Annotated in this window: 8 protein-coding genes and 1 pseudogene; all 9 read left to right on the top strand. The window is 50.2% G+C overall.

All coding sequences use genetic code 11. The features are described from left to right. A partial coding sequence (locus ASG81_RS13385) for an ABC transporter permease subunit (RefSeq protein WP_155971503.1) occupies positions 1 to 417 on the top strand: 417 nt, incomplete at its 5' end. An 84-nt stretch (positions 418 to 501) separates the two neighbouring features. Further along, a pseudogene (locus ASG81_RS13380) lies at positions 502 to 1,423 on the top strand (carbohydrate ABC transporter permease); the annotation flags it as partial. A 452-nt stretch (positions 1,424 to 1,875) separates the two neighbouring features. Further along, positions 1,876 to 3,795: a hypothetical protein gene (locus ASG81_RS13375; protein ID WP_235548859.1), complete on the top strand. Its 1,920-nt coding sequence runs from the start codon at positions 1,876 to 1,878 to the stop codon at positions 3,793 to 3,795. A gap of 36 nt (positions 3,796 to 3,831) precedes the next feature. Further along, positions 3,832 to 4,008, top strand: coding sequence for a hypothetical protein (locus ASG81_RS31645; protein ID WP_162255026.1), 177 nt, complete (start codon positions 3,832 to 3,834; stop codon positions 4,006 to 4,008). Positions 4,009 to 4,249: 241 nt separating this feature from the next. Further along, positions 4,250 to 11,227, top strand: coding sequence for a LamG-like jellyroll fold domain-containing protein (locus tag ASG81_RS13370; RefSeq protein ID WP_056634676.1), 6,978 nt, complete (start codon positions 4,250 to 4,252; stop codon positions 11,225 to 11,227). 160 nt (positions 11,228 to 11,387) lie between these two features. Further along, positions 11,388 to 15,815, top strand: a complete 4,428-nt coding sequence (locus tag ASG81_RS13365; RefSeq protein ID WP_056634673.1) for a LamG-like jellyroll fold domain-containing protein — start codon at positions 11,388 to 11,390, stop codon at positions 15,813 to 15,815. 108 nt (positions 15,816 to 15,923) lie between these two features. Further along, positions 15,924 to 17,687 carry a glycoside hydrolase family 35 protein gene (locus ASG81_RS13360; RefSeq protein WP_235548858.1) on the top strand — a complete coding sequence of 588 codons (1,764 nt, stop codon included), beginning with the start codon at positions 15,924 to 15,926 and terminating at the stop codon, positions 17,685 to 17,687. 127 nt (positions 17,688 to 17,814) lie between these two features. Further along, the gene (locus ASG81_RS13355) at positions 17,815 to 18,222 is read left to right on the top strand and encodes a hypothetical protein (protein WP_327205169.1); all 408 of its coding nucleotides are present in this window, start codon (positions 17,815 to 17,817) and stop codon (positions 18,220 to 18,222) included. After that, entirely contained in the window at positions 18,173 to 18,334 is a 162-nt protein-coding gene (locus ASG81_RS33980) for a Spo0E family sporulation regulatory protein-aspartic acid phosphatase (protein WP_081417330.1), read from the top strand. The genes ASG81_RS13355 and ASG81_RS33980 overlap by 50 nt, the downstream gene beginning before the upstream one ends. The last annotated feature ends 442 nt before the right edge of the window (positions 18,335 to 18,776 follow it).

Here is an 18,776-nt window from a genome sequence, read left to right as displayed (position 1 = left end):
ATCGCCATCGGAACAAATTTGTTGAAAGAAATAGGCTGGGGCGCCATCTTGTATTTGGCTGCCATGGCAGGCATCGACCAGTCTTTATATGAGGCTGCCGCTATCGACGGTGCGAGCCGTTTGAAACGAATGCTGCACATCACGCTGCCCGGCATTTTGCCTACGGTTATGATTCTGGTCATATTCGGAATAAGCGGCATGCTGAACAATAATTTTTCGCAGATTTACGTCCTGCAAAACTCTTTGAACTTGCCGACCAGTCAAGTTATTGATACTTACGTGTATCGAACGGGTCTTGGGCAGTTCCAGTTCGCTTCGGCTACGGCGATCGGGTTAATGAAATCGGTGTTTGCGCTTGCGCTGCTGCTTGGAGCCAACTATCTATCCAAGAAGCTTACAAAATCAGGTTTGTTTTAAACGTATGCTTCCGAAGCGAGTTTTTCGCTTGCAGAGAAGATGATTTAGGGAAGCAGCGAGAATAACTTTTAGGAGGCGTCCGGAATGGTCGGAGGCAGGAGCTGGAGAGAAAGTATATTTAATGTGACGAATGTCGTCATCATGATCGCTATAATGATCGTGACGATATATCCGTTTTGGTTTTCTATCGTCAATTCTTTGAATACAGGCGACAATCTTGTGCGCGGACCTATATTTGCTTGGCCAAGGGAATTTACATGGGCGAGCTGGGCGACGGTTATGTCGGACCCGGGGATGCTTAAGGCTGCATGGGTTAGCGGTTCCCGGACAGTGATTGTAACGGTTATCTCTATTCTATATACGGCGATGTTTACTTACGCCTTTTCCCGTACTTATTTAAAGGGAAAAAAATGGTATGTGATCATAGGCTTTACGAGCATGTACTTTAGCGGCGGGCTGATTCCTTCGTTTATGCTGTTGAATTGGCTCGGTTTGTATGATACCTACTGGGTATACATCATCCCTGCCCTTTTTGGCGGATTTTGGAATGTCATTATTTTCAATGCGAATTTCAAGGCGATTCCCGACGCTCTGTTCGAATCGGCCAAAATGGATGGAGCGAATGAGTATACGATATTCTTCCGAATTGTTATCCCGTTATCGAAGCCGGTTTTGGCTGCACTTTCGGTGTTTACGGCAGTCGGCGTATGGAACGATTACGGAGCGACGCTGTATTTCACCCAATCCGCCGATTTGCAGACGCTGCAATATTTGATCTTAAAGCTCATTCAGTCGACGAATGCGATTGAACAGATGGCTACTGTCGCGGGCGCCAACAATGCCGCTGTCGAAGCACTCTACTCCAGAGCTCAAGGTGCGGGAACCGTTACAGCCCGAACCCTTCAGCTGGCGGCGATGGTTATCTCGTCGATTCCGATGGTAATTATGTACCCGTTTGCGCAGAAGTTTTTTATAAAAGGCGTGCTGCTCGGTTCTATAAAAGAATNTGGCGGCGATGGTTATCTCGTCGATTCCGATGGTAATTATGTACCCGTTTGCGCAGAAGTTTTTTATAAAAGGCGTGCTGCTCGGTTCTATAAAAGAATAGTTGAAGAATTTCTATTGTTTAATCGTGGACGAGTGAAGAGGGCAGGAAGTTTACCGTTCCGATGATTTGATCAACTGGGAATGGTCGGGCTCATTCTCGATCAGTCGGAAGACATTTAATCGTTGTTTTGGCACGTTAAATGGTTACTTAGCCATATATGCTATATGTGTAGTGCAAATTTCCTTGCATGAATGGGCGAAGCTATGTCTGATAAGTAACATTGATTTCATTTCTCATATCTTTAATGGTCTGAAAAGGTATCTTAACAGAACAAGATCCGGAAACAAACAAACCCCCATACTTTTATTAGAAGCATGGGGGGTGGGGGTTCTATAGGAGTGGTGTTAACGGTGGAGATCAACTGGAAACAACGTAATAATGACAACAGATATACGTTCCTACTGGGCGAAAGGATCATCGGCGACGTCTTGCCGTTCGAGGACGAACGCTTCGCAGCAACCGATACGTTCGAACAGATAAGGGAAGGATTGGTGCAGTGGACGCGGAAGTTCACTTATCGAGGCGAATCGCCCGCGGCGTGCAAGCTTTCGATGGATTTCGCTGCCGACTACGAGCCTGAGTATTATATGATTCCCTCCGTCACCTACAACGGGAACGGTTGGGGCAGCGGCCTGGAGCCGAAAGGGCTGATGCGCAATGGGCAGCCTTGGGTATTTGCGTGGCATCGGACGGCAGTGGCCGGCGCAACCTACTCCGAGGGGGACGGAGTTGCCGTGGCCTTGTTCGGTGAGCCTCCCCGGGATATGCAAGGCTTTTCCTGTTCGCTCGTGCCGGCTGGAGGAAGAGTCATTCATCGGCTGATCTGGCCGGAGTCAGAGACGCCCGCGACCTATGATGGCCGCGACCGTTACGCCGAGGCATACGAGGCGGAGAGGACCTTTGTGCCGGGCGAGACGTTTACGGCCCGTGTATTTCTGACGCTTCATGCTTATACAGAGCCGCGCACGTCGTGGAGAATGATGCTCGAAGAGGCCTGGCGGCTGCAACAACGTCCGGTTCGGGCAAGGTATGAACCAGAGCGCATCTGGGAACTGGGCATGGAGTATGCCAAGAATAGCCTATGGGCCGAAGACGGGGATTTTCGGGGATTCTCGCTCGGCAGAAAATGGGACGGAGAGAAGTGGCAACAAGCTCGTAATTACGCAATCGGCTGGTGCGGACAGAACGCCTCGCTGGCCAATTCGATGCTTGCAGATTATTTGAATTCCGGCAATGAGGATTCGCTTCGTAGAGGCCTCGCCGTGCTGGACGGCTGGACAACCGGCGGAAGGCTGCCGAACGGGATGATTCATTGTGAGTACGACTACGTCCTGCAATTCAAGCCGGCAGAACAGGAAGTGCAGGACGCCTGTAACCTCGGAACGGCTGCGTTAAACCTGTTCGAGGCGGAAGAATTGGCCCGGAGATGCGGAGTGGAACGGCCGATCTACCGCGAAACCGCGCTCGGCATTTGTGATTTCGTCTTATCCGTGCAATCGCCGGAAGGCCGGATCGGGAAGTCGTGGAAGAACGACGGGACTCCGGATGATCCGGAGGGCACGGTCGGCTGCTTCCTTGTCCCGCCTCTGGTCAAGGCATACGAGCTTACAGGTAATGAAGCCTACCTTCATGGAGCAGAGCTTGGCTACCGCTATTATATGAGGGAACTGCAGGGCAACGGCTACACGACGGCGGGGGCGCTGGATACCTATTGCGTAGACAAGGAGTCGGCAATTCCTTTGCTCAAAGCGGGTCTTGCGCTGTTCCGAGTTACCGGCAAGAAGACGTATCTCGAATGGGCGGAGCATGCCGCCTGGTATTTGGCAACATGGCAGTGGCATCATACCGTCAGGTATGACGCAGGGACCGGACTGGGAGCAATCGGGTACGATACTTTCGGCGGGACGGCGGTATCCACTCAACACCATCATCTTGATCCGTTTGCGCTCTCTTTTTTCGAGGATTGGCTTGAGCTGGCCGCGCTCACCGGCAACTCGATGTGGCGCGAAAGAGCCCTTGCCGCATGGGCGAATGCGACGATCGGCATATCGGACGGCAGCCTGAAGATCATGGGCAAGCTGCGCCCGGAGGGCAGTCAGGGCGAAGGCTACTTTCACACCCGTTGGAAGGAGCCGTTCGGCGTTGCGGAATGGCTGGTGGCGTGGCCGACCGCCTTCCGCCTTGAAGTGTTGCGCCGGGTGGGCATAGAGGCTGTAGGGGAATTCGAACTAAATCTAACATCTGGCGGCGGAGGCGACGAGAGTAGATGAGCTTGTAAGGGACTTTGACCATAAATACAAAAGATCGTGGAGCAGCGATGGGCGACCTGCTCGGCATCTTTTTTTGAAGATTTGAATCATGCGGCAGACGGCGGGCTGTACGCTGAACTCGTACGAAACCGTTCGTTCGAATTCGATCCCATCGATCACCCGGATTACTATACCGGTATTTCCGGTCAGAGAAGAGAAACCTATTTCTTATGAACCCGCATTTGCCAAGGGGGTGAGTTTCCATTGAGTTAATGAATGAATGATTCGGTTTCAAAAGGCGCTCAATCTTGAAAGGAGGAATCTTTAAATATCGCAATCGGGCTGGGAGTAAAGACGAAGATGTTCACCCATTCAGTCAGTCTTTTCTCTGGATGAGTCATGAGGTAAAGAAGATAGCATCGAAAAATAGAACGATTTTGGAAAAATGAAAAAATGTCTAAGGAGGATCACCATCATGTATTTAGTGAAAAAGAAAACAACCTGGGCGGCGCGCGCCCTGGCCGTCTGTCTGACGGCAGTAATGCTGTTGCAATTGTTCGTCCCTGCGGTGAATAATCGTGTATTCGCGTCTAATGAAGGTATTCAACCTGAACCTGCCAACGGTTATTTGGACAAGCTTGATTTCGGCAATATCGATTCTGAAAGCGCTCACAACTTCAAGGACGCCTTTACGAGCGTAATTACCGGTTTCATGGGCGAAACAGCCCGTGTGTCGAATATTCGCGCAGCTAATGAGGGCGGGGGGGAGTTGACTTTTACAATGAAAGTCGATCCGTATCTCCGCAACTACTTCACTGTGAAATTTTCGGGGGAAGAATCGTCCACCTCCAACGAAATGATTCATATTAACGGGGAGCAGATTGGATATACCACTAATGGGGATTATGAACCTATTAACACGGGCTGGGTGCTTTCGAACCGCTTTTTTTACAAAACGATCATGCTTCCGCTGGAATCAACGGTTGGGAAGGATACGGTCGAGATCACGATTAAATCCCATCCCTGGAACAGTATGACGACTGTTTCAAGGGGCTATTATAGCGCCTATACCCATACACAAGCCTATATTCATGCGGATGGGGAAAAGCAGGGCTATAAATTCAAGCCCGACCAGAATCCGGATAACATGCTGGCGCCGGATCTGACGGATGCGGAGAAGCAGGCTCTGATCGATGGCTACGTGCAAGAACAGGTTAATCTGTTTAACAATTTATCGGCCAAAGTGGATGGAAGCGCTGGCGGCAAGATGGTGATCGCCAAATATACGGAAGAGCTAAAATTTTATGCCGGCGTGTTGAAGTCCGATTGGTCTCCGGCCAAAACGCCGGAAGAGAAAAAGGCGGCGCTTCAGCGTATCTTTAAAACGATCGATAACCATGTGAAAGATTATTACGGCAATACGAGACTAGTGCTGCGCGGCGGACATCAGGGCGACTGGGGCGGTTACTATATGGCTCTTGGCGAAGCGCTGTACATCGTCGAAAATCTGATCAAAGACGATTCCGTTTATGGAGAAGCGGCGTTTAATGAGTTTCTGGATGAACCGTTCGCGACCGGAACAACAGAAGGGGAATTTTCTCTGGCGGGCGTAGACTGGGACGGCGGCGAATTGACTCGGCGCGCAGCCTGGGAACGGGTGATGAAAGCAAACTTCGACTTTGCCCGTGCGCGGCTTTCATACATATATAACCAGGTAGTTTATATGTACGAAGGTGCGTGGAAATCTCACGAGGGGCTGCGCATCATCGGCTCGCCTTTCTTTGAAGGCAAAGAGCGCAGTCACCGAATCCTGCTTGAAACTTTGGGTGTTAAGCCATTCCTGGGCGAAGAGGTGCTGGTCGGTCCCGGCGGCGAAGAATTGGATTTGTACCATTCCCTGTTTAAACATGATGGAAACGCGGTCTTTACGGACGATTTCGTCCACATTGTCGGCAAAGGGCTGGCTAAGAGCAAGCTGGACGCGGAAGGCAACGTTGTTAGAAGACTGCCTTACGGCAAGCATTATACCGGCTTAACCGAGGCTGGACTTACAAGGGAAAACGGTTATGTAGCCAACTACGGCGAGGCCGCCAACTATCTTTTGGTTTATTTCTATAAAACGCTCGGCCACGCCGGCGACGAAGAGGTTAACGACGAAATCCTGAAAGCGGCGCTTACATCCATCCACGCCCGCGGATTTGTCCGTTATCAGTCATTGGATGGCGACGGTAAAAGAATCATGAGAGCGGAACAAGTGACCGATGAGCGAAATCAAAGCTTTTCCGGCTTCATGGCATACGGTGCGAGAACCGGCAGAGGAATGAGCTTGCAGTTCGCATCCCTGGAAATGGCGATGGCCGGGAACGAGCAAAGATACAGCGGTCCGGAGTGGGACAAGTACTGGCAATATGCGGGAGAAGCGGTCGGTTTCGTGCAGCAGCAACTTGCGGATCGCCAGCTATTGCATGTGAAAGACTTCGGATATAGAGGAAGCATGAGCGGAGTAAATTTTCTGCTTAAAGAAACCTATCATTACATCACGGAAGGCCGGGACAATTACGGACGATTTGACGGTAATGCTATGGCTGGGGTTGTTCTTCCGCACACGGATTTCGACGTTTATAAGCCGGAAGAAATTGCCGCGCTCGGAGTCAATCCGGACGACTACGAGCAGTTGGCATGGGCGGATATCGACAATATGTACGTGTCGGTAAGAGACGGCGATTTTAGAATGTTCGGCGCGCTGAATTACCGCAATCGCGGCATGGCAAGCAACGGACGCCTTCATGTGATCAAAGACAATTACGATCATGTCGTCCAGATCGCCACGAATAACCGATTCCGGTATGAAGATTACTACTTGCGGGCACCCCAGATCGACTGGGATTATCATTCCGGGTTTGCGCAAGGTTGGACAGGGGCGCCGCAGGTGCTGGGAGGCGAAGCTGTGCCAGCTTCTTATCAGCCGGGCGTAGGAACGATTAACCGCGACAACTTTGAAATAGACAATCCTTACAACAATTTCCCGGAATTGCAAACGTCCAGGTACGGCAAGTATTTCATGATATTCAACACGACCCGCGACGAGTACGGCAACAAGATGACATTCGAGGTAGAACTGCCGGCCGACTTCTCGGGCAGCGAGGTGCTCGATCTTGTCACGGGGATGAACGTGCCGGTCGTGAACGGCAAAGTGACCGTCCAGCCCAAAACGGCAATGGTGCTGAAATTGACGTCGGATTTCGAACTCGCTCCGAAACCGTTCCATGTTGACTTTGTCCATGCGCTTGCAGGCAACGGTTATGTCGGCATCACCTGGAAAACGACTTCAGGCGGGCAATCCTACACGATTAAACGTTCGGAAGCGGAAGACGGACCCTATGAGATTATCGCTGAAGGAGTAACCGGCAATTACTACAAAGACACAACGGTTCAAAACGGCAATGTGTACTACTATAAAGTTTCGGCCGTCAACGGGAACGGAGCGGGCTGGGATTCCTGGCGCGCGAAAGCGGATTTGACGGCGCCGATATCCGGTAATACCGATGAGGCATGGCGCGACGACCGGATCGGGACCACGGGAGGCAACGCAGTAATCGACGGTTCTTCCGTATCGATCGATGCTGTTAACGGGACAGGTTTCGGTCAAGGAGACGACTCCAATATTTACAAGCGGGATATTAACGATTCGCTGCATTTTGTAAGCCGGGTCGCTTCCGGCAACAGCTCCGTCAGTGCGAAGATCGACAGCGCATCGGGAGAAGCGAGCGGCATTATGATGCGCGACCGGCTCACGAAGGACAAAGCCCGCTACATCTATTTCGGTGCGAACGAGAACGGCGACCTTGTGCTGCAAAACCGCACGAGGGTCTCGTTCGCTCAATTTTCGATTCCAATCGCAAGCCCGCTGAATGCGAATATTCAAGGCTATACCGCAGCAGAGTATCCGTACGTCAAACTGATGCGGGATCATGATTCGCAGACCGTGTACGCATTCGTATCCAAAGATGGGGCGAATTGGACGTATGTGACGAAGATGTCTACCTTGCTGCCTTATGCGTATTATACCGGAGTAACCGCAAGCGATCAGGCGCAATTCAGCGAAGTCACGATAACGGAAACGCCGCAAGGCATTGTCACTCCTTTCACCTCCAGAGTGAAGGATCAGGTAACGCTGCGCTGGAATAAACCGAAGCAAGCTTCCTGGTTCAACATATACCGCACCAATGATGAAGAGGCGAGCTTGACCGATCCGGTATTCAAGGCAGGCACGACCGAGCTGGAAGACGGCTCCCCTTGGGAGGAGGTTCTCTCGGGTACAAGAGCGACGTCATTCCAGGACGTCTTACGGTTTGGCAGTGTGCATTATAAGGTGATGGCCGTTCACGGCGACAGCACCCCGCAACCGTTCTCGACCGCCGCAAGCGCTTATGCGGATTCGATTGCCATTGTGTTAGAGGATGCGGAGAGCTTGCCGGCTTCCGACTATACGAAGGCGAGCTTCTACCTGTTCCATAAGGTATTGGATCGAATCAAAGCGGAGCTGGCAGGCCCGGAATTTGATGAGGCGCAGCTTATTAACGACATTTATGAGGCGAAAAAATTATTGGTTTCGTTCAGGATGAATCTGGCGAAAGTTCAGGTACAGCCTTCTATGGTCAGAGCCTCCGAAAAAGGCTGGGGTAATGATAATATCTCTGAAGAACAAAACGGATGGTTCATATTCGATGGCATAGAGACTAACCTTACCCATACCAGGTCAGCTGTAAGCTGGGTTGATGTAGATTTTGGCGCAGGTAATGAAAAAGTGGTTGACACCTTCCGCTATCTTCCTAGGCAGAGCCATTTAACCCGTGCCAACAATACGATATTCAAAGGCTCTAATGATGGCGTGAATTGGGTAGATCTGCATAAGATTACAGCCGTAACGGAATTCAAATGGTATTCCGCAATCAATCCGGATACGACGCCATACCGTTATATCCGAATCTATGATGATCATTCCGGTTTCGTGAACTTTCAGGAAGTAGAGTTCCTTGAGAGAGGCATTGACAAAACCTTGCTTGCGTACTTGCTGGATGAATCAGCTGCTGCAATTGCTGCTGAGGTTTATACGGCTGAAAGCTTGCAGTCTCTCGAGCAGGCTGTAACTGCAGCAACATCGGTAGAAGGCAACGCCAGTGCAACACAGGAAGAGATCGATGCGGCGGCAGAGGGCTTGGTGACGGCGCTGGAAGGACTGCAGTATATTCCGGGAATGCCGGTGATTGCTTCCATAGGAAATAAAACCGTCATTGCGGAAAGTAAACTTACATTTACCGTTCAAGCGGAGACTGAAACTGCCGGCATCGTTTACGGGACCAGCGGTCTGCCTGAGGGAGCAACCTTCAACGCGGATACTCAGGTCTTCGACTGGACGCCAAGTAAAGAACAAGGCGGCGTATATTCTGTAATCTTTACCGCAACAGCCGGTGAATTGTCTTCTTCCAAAACGGTCAAGATCACGGTCAAAGGGCAGCCGGTTTTCGAATCCGTTGCGACCGTTGAACTGACGGCGGAGAAGTTGTTTACCTATCAGGTGCCTGCAACCGATCCAACGGATGAGCCGCTTGTTTATAGTGCCGAGAATTTACCTGCAGGTGCGGTATTTGACGTACCGAAAGGCGCTTTCACATGGACTCCGGATCAAGCGGATTATGGAAGTCATCCTGTAACTTTTACCGTCAGCAACGGAAGCTTTAGTGTTAGCCAAACCGTGGACTTCAAGGTAATGCTTCATATCCTTCCGGCAGCAGATTACACGAAGGGCAGCTACTACCTGTACTTCAAAGAGGCAGAGCGAATCGAAACGGAGATCGTGAAGCCGGGAGCCGATAAGCTGAAGCTTATAGCTGAGCTTGATCAGGCTGAAGGGTTGCTTGTTCACATTCCTATCTCGCTTTATTCGTTCGAAGGCAATGCGGACAATGCCATCGGATCGACGGGCGGAACCGTTTATGGAACCCCTGAATATCCGGCCGGCAAGATCGGACAGGCTGTCGATCTGAACGGACAACACCATGTGATGCTGCCTGAGACGCATCCGGTTGCCAATTACGACGAGATGACATTTGCAACCTGGGTGTACTGGAAGGGCGGCAACCAGTGGCAGCGCATCTTTGACTTTGGCAACGACACCAATCAGTTTATGTTCCTCACGCCAAGGTCCGGCAACAATACGCTGCGTTTCGCGATCAAGAACGGCGGCGGCGAACAGATGATTCAAACCTCGCAGCTCGCAAGCAACCAGTGGGTGCATGTGGCTGTGACGCTCGGCGGCGGTACGGCGAAGCTGTATGTTAACGGCGTGGAGAAAGCAAAAGCCGGCAATTTTACGATTAAGCCGAGCGATTTCAAACCGAAGAAAAACTACATCGGCAAGAGCCAGTTTAACGATCCGCTGCTGAGCGGCATGATCGACGAGTTCCGCATCTACAACTACGCCATGAGCGCGGAAGATATCCAGGGCGTTTACAACAATACGGCGAAATGGATCGACAACAGCTTGCTTACAGTTCTGCTGGAGGAAGCGGCCGAAGTTGTTGCCGAGTATTACACAACCGAAAGCTATGAAGCTTTCCAAACGGCGCTCGCGAATGCGGAGTCGGTGGCGGACAACGCCGATGCGGCTCAGGAGGAGATCGATACTGCCGCGGCGAGCCTGCTGGAGGCGCTCGAAGAGCTGCAGTGGAAGGATATTACCGCTTCACTGGATCCTGCGGCGCCAAACGGCAAGAACGGTTGGTATACGTCGCCGGTTACGGTGACACTCTCTCCTGCGAAAATCGCGGAGTACAGTCTGGATGGCGGAGACACTTGGACCGCCTACAGCGAGCCTGTGGTCTTGGATCAAGAGGGAAGGCATCAGGTTCAGTACCGACGTTCCGTGGATACGGGAGAAACGAATTCGCTGGAGGTCAAAATCGACCTTTCGGCACCTATGGTTCAAATCATGGGAGAGGCATCGTACACGATCGATCAAACGGTGACCATAACTTGCAGCGCGAACGATGTCGTTTCGAGCGTATATGGTACGCCTTGCGATCAGCCTCTGCTTCAGGTCAAGGCGTATACGCTGGAATCCGGCGAGCATACGGCTACGGTCACAGTGGAGGATATGGCGGGCAATCAGACGACAGCCGACCATACGTTTACGGTGATGGTCACGTTTGACAGCTTGAAGACCGTGACGAACGTATTCCTGCAGGAGACGAATGCCAAAGAATGGAATACCGTCGCCAAATCGCTGAATCAAAAGCTGGACCAGGCGAAAGCTGCGGCCGGCCAAGGAAAAATAGACGCTGCGAAGAGCATGATGGCCGACTATATCAAACAGGTAACGGACCAAACCGGGAAATATTTTACGCAAGAGCAAGCGGATATTCTGATCCGCTGGGCTCAGATCGTGATCTAGCTCAAACGGAATTTCGCGGGTGGCATCTGGCGAAAGCATGATCAGAGGCCCCAATCTCGATTTTGAGGTTAGGGGCCTCTCTTCATTAAACTGTAAGAGCTATGTGGGAGGTTATCAGAAAAACAGGCTATGAATGTTCAAAAAAAAGGAGGCAAATGATATGGACTTATCGCAAATGAGAGCGTTTACCAAGAAGGTTGTTTCCAGTATTCTTTGTTTTACGTTAGCCATGACCTTTACAGGTTTTGGAGGCATCGAAACAGCGAATGCGGCTGTTTCGCCGCTGATTACTTCTTATAAACCGCAGGCAGTAAGCGCCGATGTAAATGCTTCTTATACGGATGCAAACGGGAACACGGTATCGGCGACGATCCATCATCCGGGCATTGCCATGTCGCTGGCCGATCTGGACAATATGCGCGATCATGTAAGAGCAGGGGACGAGCCGTGGAATACGGCGTTCGAGGCGTTTGCGAGCGATCGCAGATCCAGCAAAACTCCGCGTATATTCTATGAAAAAGGAAGAGATGTTTTTGTAAATATCCGCGGCCCCTGGGCTGCAACCATCGATGGGATCTATTACTCCAATCCCAGCGATTATGCGGGAACCCGTGCGAACACGGATTCCGAAACTGCTTTTCATCAAGCCATTATGTGGTACATTACTGGTGATGAAACGTATCGTTCGAATGCGATGTATATCATCAGAGCTTATGCCGGCATCCAGTCTGTCGCTACGCATACGAGCTTCCGTTTCGCGACGATGACTTATTTGCTCGCAGCAGCGGCAGAAATTTTGCGTTATTCCGACACACCGACGGGGAGTCTTAAATGGAATGAAACCGATACTCAGAATTTTATCAATATGATGGACCTTTGCTCGGTTACTTATAACGCTCATTATTTCTTCATGAACCAGCATCAGTTTACCGTAATGGGAACGATTGGTCGAGCAATCTTTAAAAATGACCTGGAGCTTTATGCAGAGGCCGTAGAAGCAGCAACAGTGAATGCATTAGGCGATGATAGGGGAAGAAACGGTTCGATCAAGCAACAGATGCGGTGGATGACGCAAAATGAAATGACAGGGGAACCGCTCGACCCGTCGGATTATCATGTGCAGTTAATCGAAATGGGCCGCGATGTGGGACATTCTTACGCCAATATCGCCGGACTGTCTACATTGGCACAGACCATCTACGCCCAGGGTACGAAGGTTGACCCGGTAGACGGAACAATGTCTACGGCCGCTAATGCTGTGAATCCATTCAATTTCCTGAATGACCGGTTGTTGGAAGGAACAACATATGCTCTGAAGTATCATTTGGGTTATGATGTGCTATGGACACCTGCAGTGGCAAACCAAAGCTATTCCGGTCAAATTTTTGACAAGATCCAAACATGGGGGGACAGAGGCAGAATCGATGCGTTCTACAGTGTTTTATATAACTATTATAAATATATCGAACAACAAGATATGACCCAGGAAAAATACAAATATTTGGCCTATGCGTACGAAACGAGAATGCCGGAAGTTGCAGGAAAGGATTATCCGCTTGCGACTTTGTTGTATACGCCTGATGCGGCTATAGCGGATGGCTTGAGCAACAAGATCGCCTTAGGCGGCATAACAGGACTGGCGGCAACGATGGACGGCTCGGATGCGATCAACTTAAGTTGGACGGCTGTATCGGGAGCGCTCGGTTACAACATTTATAGATCAACAGAAGAAAATGGAACGTATACACAGATTAACAGCAGTCCGATTACATCAGTATCATATAGCGACACAGGATTAACGCCTAATACTATCTACTATTATAAGGTCGGCGTTTCGGGAGGGTCGACGTCGGGCGTTGTATCGGCAACAACAGGAGGAACCGGTATTCCGGCTCTGGATGCAAGCAGTTATACGATAATGGTGAATGATACGCATAATACGGCATTAACGGTCATGTATCCTGATAGGAGCATGCAGGACCTTACAGCTCAAGCGAGTTACTCTTCATCTAACCCGGCCGTGGCAACAGTGAATGCGGCAGGGGTAGTTACGGGGATAAGTGCAGGTACAAGTACAATTACAGCCACATATAACGGACAGACCTACAATGCCACAGTACAAGTAGTAGCGGATACTAACTTAAAAGCCTGGTTTAAATTTGACGAAACAAGCGGGACTACAGCTGCAGACTCCTCAGGATTTGGAAATAACGGGACGGTAATCAATGGTGCAGCTTGGACAGCAGGCAACAGCGGCAACGCCGTGCAGCTTGATGGAACAAACGACTATAGTGCTCTACCTGCTGGTGTTGTCTCTAATGCTGACACTGCCTCTCTAACAGCTTGGGTTAATTTGGATACGGTAAGTAACTGGGCGCGTATTTTTGACTTCGGTTCCGGAACGGCTACTTATATGTACCTTTCTCCGAAAAATGGAGCAAATAGTAAAATCCGCTTTGCGATAAAGAACGATGGTTCGAGTGAACAAATCATTGAAGGGACGTCGGCGCTGGCAGCAGGAGGCTGGCATCACGTAGCCGTCACCTTAAATGGCGCAACGGGCATTCTCTACGTTGACGGTGTTGAAGCGGGGCGCAATAGCGCTATGACCCTTAAGCCTTCCGATCTGGGCGCCACCACGCAAAATTGGATCGGCCGCTCCCAATTCCCCGACCCGTATCTCGACGGACGGGTGGATGATTTCAGAATCTATAACCGTGCCATAACGGCAACTGAAGTGATGAGTGTGATGAATGGGCAAGCATTAGCAACAGTGCCAACCGTACCAACAGGAGTCACGGCTGCGGCAGCAGATTATAGTTCGATCAACCTGAGCTGGTCAGCAGGATCGGGAGCGACGGGGTATCATGTATACAAGGCTAGTTCTTCCGCAGTCAATGCCGTCTATACAAAGGTAAGTACGGATGTTGTTACAGGAACAACCTTTGCGGACATAGGATTAAAGGCTAATACAACCAACTATTACAGAGTAACAGCAGTAAATGCATCGGGAGAATCTGGTGTTTCAGCGACTGCTTCGGCAATAACCCCGATGGGTATTCCGGATGCCAATCTATTAAACTGGTATAAATTTGACCAAACTGACGGCACTGCAGCTGCAGACTCATCTGGCTATGGCAATAACGGGACGGTAATCAATGGTGCAGCTTGGACAGTAGGCAACAGCGGCAACGCAGTGGAGCTTGATGGAACAAACGACTATGTTGCTCTTCCTGCCGGTGTTGTCTCCAGTGCCAGCACTAGCACCGTAGCAGCTTGGGTTAATCTGGATACCGTGAGCAACTGGATGCGTATTTTTGATTTTGGCTCCGGAACGTCTACCTATATGAACCTCATGCCGAAAAATGGATCCAATGGAAAAATCCGCTTTGCGATAAAGAACAACGGTTCGAGTGAACAAATCATTGATGGGACGTCGGCGCTGGCAGCAGGAGGCTGGCATCACGTAGCCGTCACCTTAAATGGCGCAACAGGCATTCTCTACGTTGACGGTGTGGAAGCGGGGCGCAATAGCGCTATGACCCTTAAGCCTTCCGATCTGGGCGCCACCATGCAAAATTGGATCGGCCGCTCCCAATTCGCGGACCCGTATCTCGATGGACGAGTGGACGATTTCAGAATCTATAACCGAGCCATTACGGCAGCTGAAGTGACGAGTGTGATGAATGGGCAAACATTAGCAGTACCGACAGTACCGACAGGTCTGTCAGTTACGGCGGCAAGCGGTGTGCAAATAAGCCTGGGTTGGACGGCTGCTTCCAATGCGACCAGTTATAACATCAAGCGCGCTGCTGCCACCGGTGGCCCATATACAACCATTACCACAGGAATAACTGGTTCCAGCTATTCGGATACAGGCCTGACTGCCGGTTCAACGTATTATTACGTCGTAAGTGCTGTTAATCCTGGTCATGAAAGTGCTAATTCTACGGAAGTCAGCGTAGTATTGCCTATAGCGCAGCTTAAATTTGACGAGATAAGCGGAACAACCGCAACCGATGCCACAGGCAGCGGTTGGAACGGTACTCTTGTGGGCGGCACATTATGGGCTGCCGGTAGAAGCAGCAACGCAGTAGATCTTGACGGGACAAACGACTATGTCGCCCTTCCTGCCGGTGTTGTCTCTAGTTCTAACACTGCCACTCTTACAGCATGGGTTAATTTGGATGCCGTGAGTAACTGGATGCGTATTTTTGATTTCGGTTCCGGAACTACTACCAATATGTTCCTCACGCCGAAAAATGGAGCAAATGGGAAAATCCGCTTTGGGATAAAGAAAAATGGTTCGAGTGAACAAATCATTGACGGGACGTCGGCGCTGGCAGCAGGAGGTTGGCATCATGTAGCCGTCACATTAAATGGCCCAACAGGCATCCTCTACGTTGACGGTGTTGAAGCAGGGCGCAATAGCGCTATGACCCTTAAGCCTTCCGATATGGGTGCCACCACGCAAAATTGGATCGGCCGCTCCCAATACGCCGATCCATATCTCAATGGACGAGTGGATGACTTCCGTGTATATAACAAAGCGCTGACTGCCGGTGAGATTGCTGTTCTTGCTCAATAAATATAGAGCAGTACAGGCTTCCTGCAGTCTTAGTGGCTAATGATAAGCTGTATCTTAAATAGCATGGCAACAGAAAATAATAGAATAATAAGTTTTGGAGGTATGAGTGTGCACGATCATAATCAAGCATTCACAATCGGAGATCAATTTTATCTGCATGACAAACCGTTCAAAATTATATCAGGCGCCATTCATTACTATCGCGTCGTGCCCGAATATTGGCAGGATCGACTGGAGAAGCTGAAAGCTCTTGGCTGCAACACGGTGGAAACCTACGTTCCGTGGAATATGCACGAGCCGAGGGAAGGCGAATATTATTTTGCAGGAATGTATGACATTCGCGCCTTTATTCAAACGGCCGGCAAGCTTGGGCTGTATGTCATTCTGCGACCGTCCCCGTACATTTGCGCCGAATGGGAATTTGGCGGACTGCCGTTCTGGCTGCTGCGGGACGGGGACATGAAGCTGCGCTTCAGCTACCAGCCTTATCTGGATAAGATTGACCGCTATTATGAACGGCTGTTCGCTGAGTTCAGGGATATGCAAATTGCCGACGGCGGCCCGATTATTCTGATGCAAGTGGAGAACGAATATGGCGGGTATGCCAACGACAAGGCGTATCTGCACGCGCTGGCCGAGCTGATGACGAAGCATGGCGCTAATGTGCCGTTGGTTACTTCGGACGGCCCCTGGCACGATTTGCTGGACAATGGATCCATTCAGGAGACCGCTTTGCCGACGATCAATTGCGGCTCCAATATTAAGGAACAGTTTGCCCGTCTTAAGCGCTTCCATGGACAAGACCGGCCTCTCATGGTGATGGAATTCTGGATCGGCTGGTTCGATGCCTGGGGAGACGGGAAGCACCACACGAGGGATGCGGACAGCGCAGCGCAGGAATTGGCCGATATTCTGGAAGAAGGCAGCGTCAATATTTACATGTTCCATGGAGGGACCAACTTCGGCTTTACAAGCGGAGCTAACTACTACGAAAAGCTGGCGCCGGACACGACCTCTTACGATTACGATGCGCTGCTGACCGAGAGCGGTGATATTACGCCCAAATATCAGGCGTTTCAGCAAGTGATCGCCCGTTATACCGAGCTGCCGGAGGTGCAGTTGTCCACCGATATTCGAAAAAAAGCATACGGCGAGGTGGAGGTTAAAGAGAAGGTATCCCTGTTCTCTGTGGAGAATCGGCTGGCGCAGCCGGTCGAGTCGCCGTATCCGCTTACGATGGAAGCTCTGAATCAGCCATTCGGTTATGTGCTGTACAAGTCGAATTTGGGCAAAAACAGGCTCATCGAGGACTTCCGGCTCATTCAATGCACGGATCGCGCGCATGTTTACGTGAACGGTAATCATCTGTTTACGAAAGACGATCTGGAGATGGAGGGCAAAGAGACCTTTGAACTGACGGAGCCGGAAAATGAGCTTTCGATTCTGGTAGAAAATATGGGAAGGGTCAATTATTCGGTCAAAATGAACAGCCAGCACAAAGGGATAAAGGGCGGCGTAATCGTGAATGGCGCTTTCCAAAGCGGCTGGAGCCAATATAGCCTTTCCCTCGATAATTTGGACAAGCTGGACTTTTCCAAGCCTTTCCGCTCCGGAATGCCCGCCTTTTACCGATTTGAACTGGAGATTGAGGAGACCGGCGACACCTTTCTCGATTTTACGGGATGGGGCAAGGGAGTGGCGTTCGTGAACGGCTTTAATCTAGGGCGCTTCTGGGAGATCGGCCCGCAGACGAGATTGTACGTGCCTGCTCCTCTGCTCAAGCAGGGGATGAACGAAGTCATTTTGTTTGAAACGGAAGGGAAGGCGGGAGAGTCGATCGCTTTTATGGATACATCCGGGTTGGGTAATTAACGGCTCGGCCGGTTTCTCCGTATATATAGCGGCGATCAAGGAAGTATTCAGAAAAGACGGTAGCAAAGCATTAAATACCGGCGGAAACAACGAGGTATGGAGCTTTGGGGACGAGGCTTACGATATATTGGTTAAATATCTTGAATTGCGCGAAACCTTAAGGGATTATACCCGTGAGTTGATGAAAGAAGCCCATGAGAAAGGCGCGCCGGTGATGAGGCCGCTCTTCTATGAATTCCAGAATGACGATAAGGTTTGGGATATCAAGGATGAATATATGTATGGTCCGGATCTATTGGTGGCTCCTATCCTTTATGAAGGCGCTGCATCAAGAGAGGTATATTTGCCTGAAGGTTCAAAATGGACGGATGCGCGTACAGGAAGTGTCTTCGAAGGTGGACAAACCATTCTTGTTGAAGCTCCTCTAAGCACGATTCCGGTATTTTTAGGGACGGGAAACAAGCGTATCTCATCGGAAAAATGTAATATTCTATCTCCATGCATTATATCAATTAGCTTCGTTACATCAATATAATCTCCTTAATCCCAATGTAATAAGTAAGAGTCAAGAGCTGGATCTTCTGATAAATGAAATGATTCATGTAAAGCTGGAATGTCGTAGCGCATCAGAGTTATCGGAAAAGTGAGTTTCAGTCACCGGCTTCAATTTGCTATAGCAAGCGGGAATTTCCGTGCGCCCCCTGCACTTTAGTGCAGGGGGCGGTTTTGTGCTTATCCATGGCTGAAAAACAAGATATTGTTTTAATGCTCATTCTTATCCCTCCATAGTCGATGAGTAAATAGAAGTCTAAATCATGCTACTTTTTGTCCTGAAATTCAAGGTTTAGTGTTATAACATCATATATAATCCGTATTGGAAAAGAAATTAAAGCAATCGGGAGTGTGAGTAGAATTGTCAGCACAGCGAAAATGGGGGTTAGTATGAAGGCCGATTACAAGACAATAAATTCGGCTTTGATAAAAGTAAGCGGTTACATGTTCGGTGGCGCTACTTTCATTGATACTCTATAACGTGACAACGAATGTATGCGCTGGAGGCGGCTGTTTCGTTCGCAGCAAGCAGCCCTG

Source organism: Paenibacillus sp. Soil522 (assembly GCF_001428245.1).
In the GTDB taxonomy this organism is placed as follows: Bacteria; Bacillota; Bacilli; order Paenibacillales; family Paenibacillaceae; genus Pristimantibacillus.
This window is presented reverse-complemented; position numbering and strand designations above follow the sequence as displayed.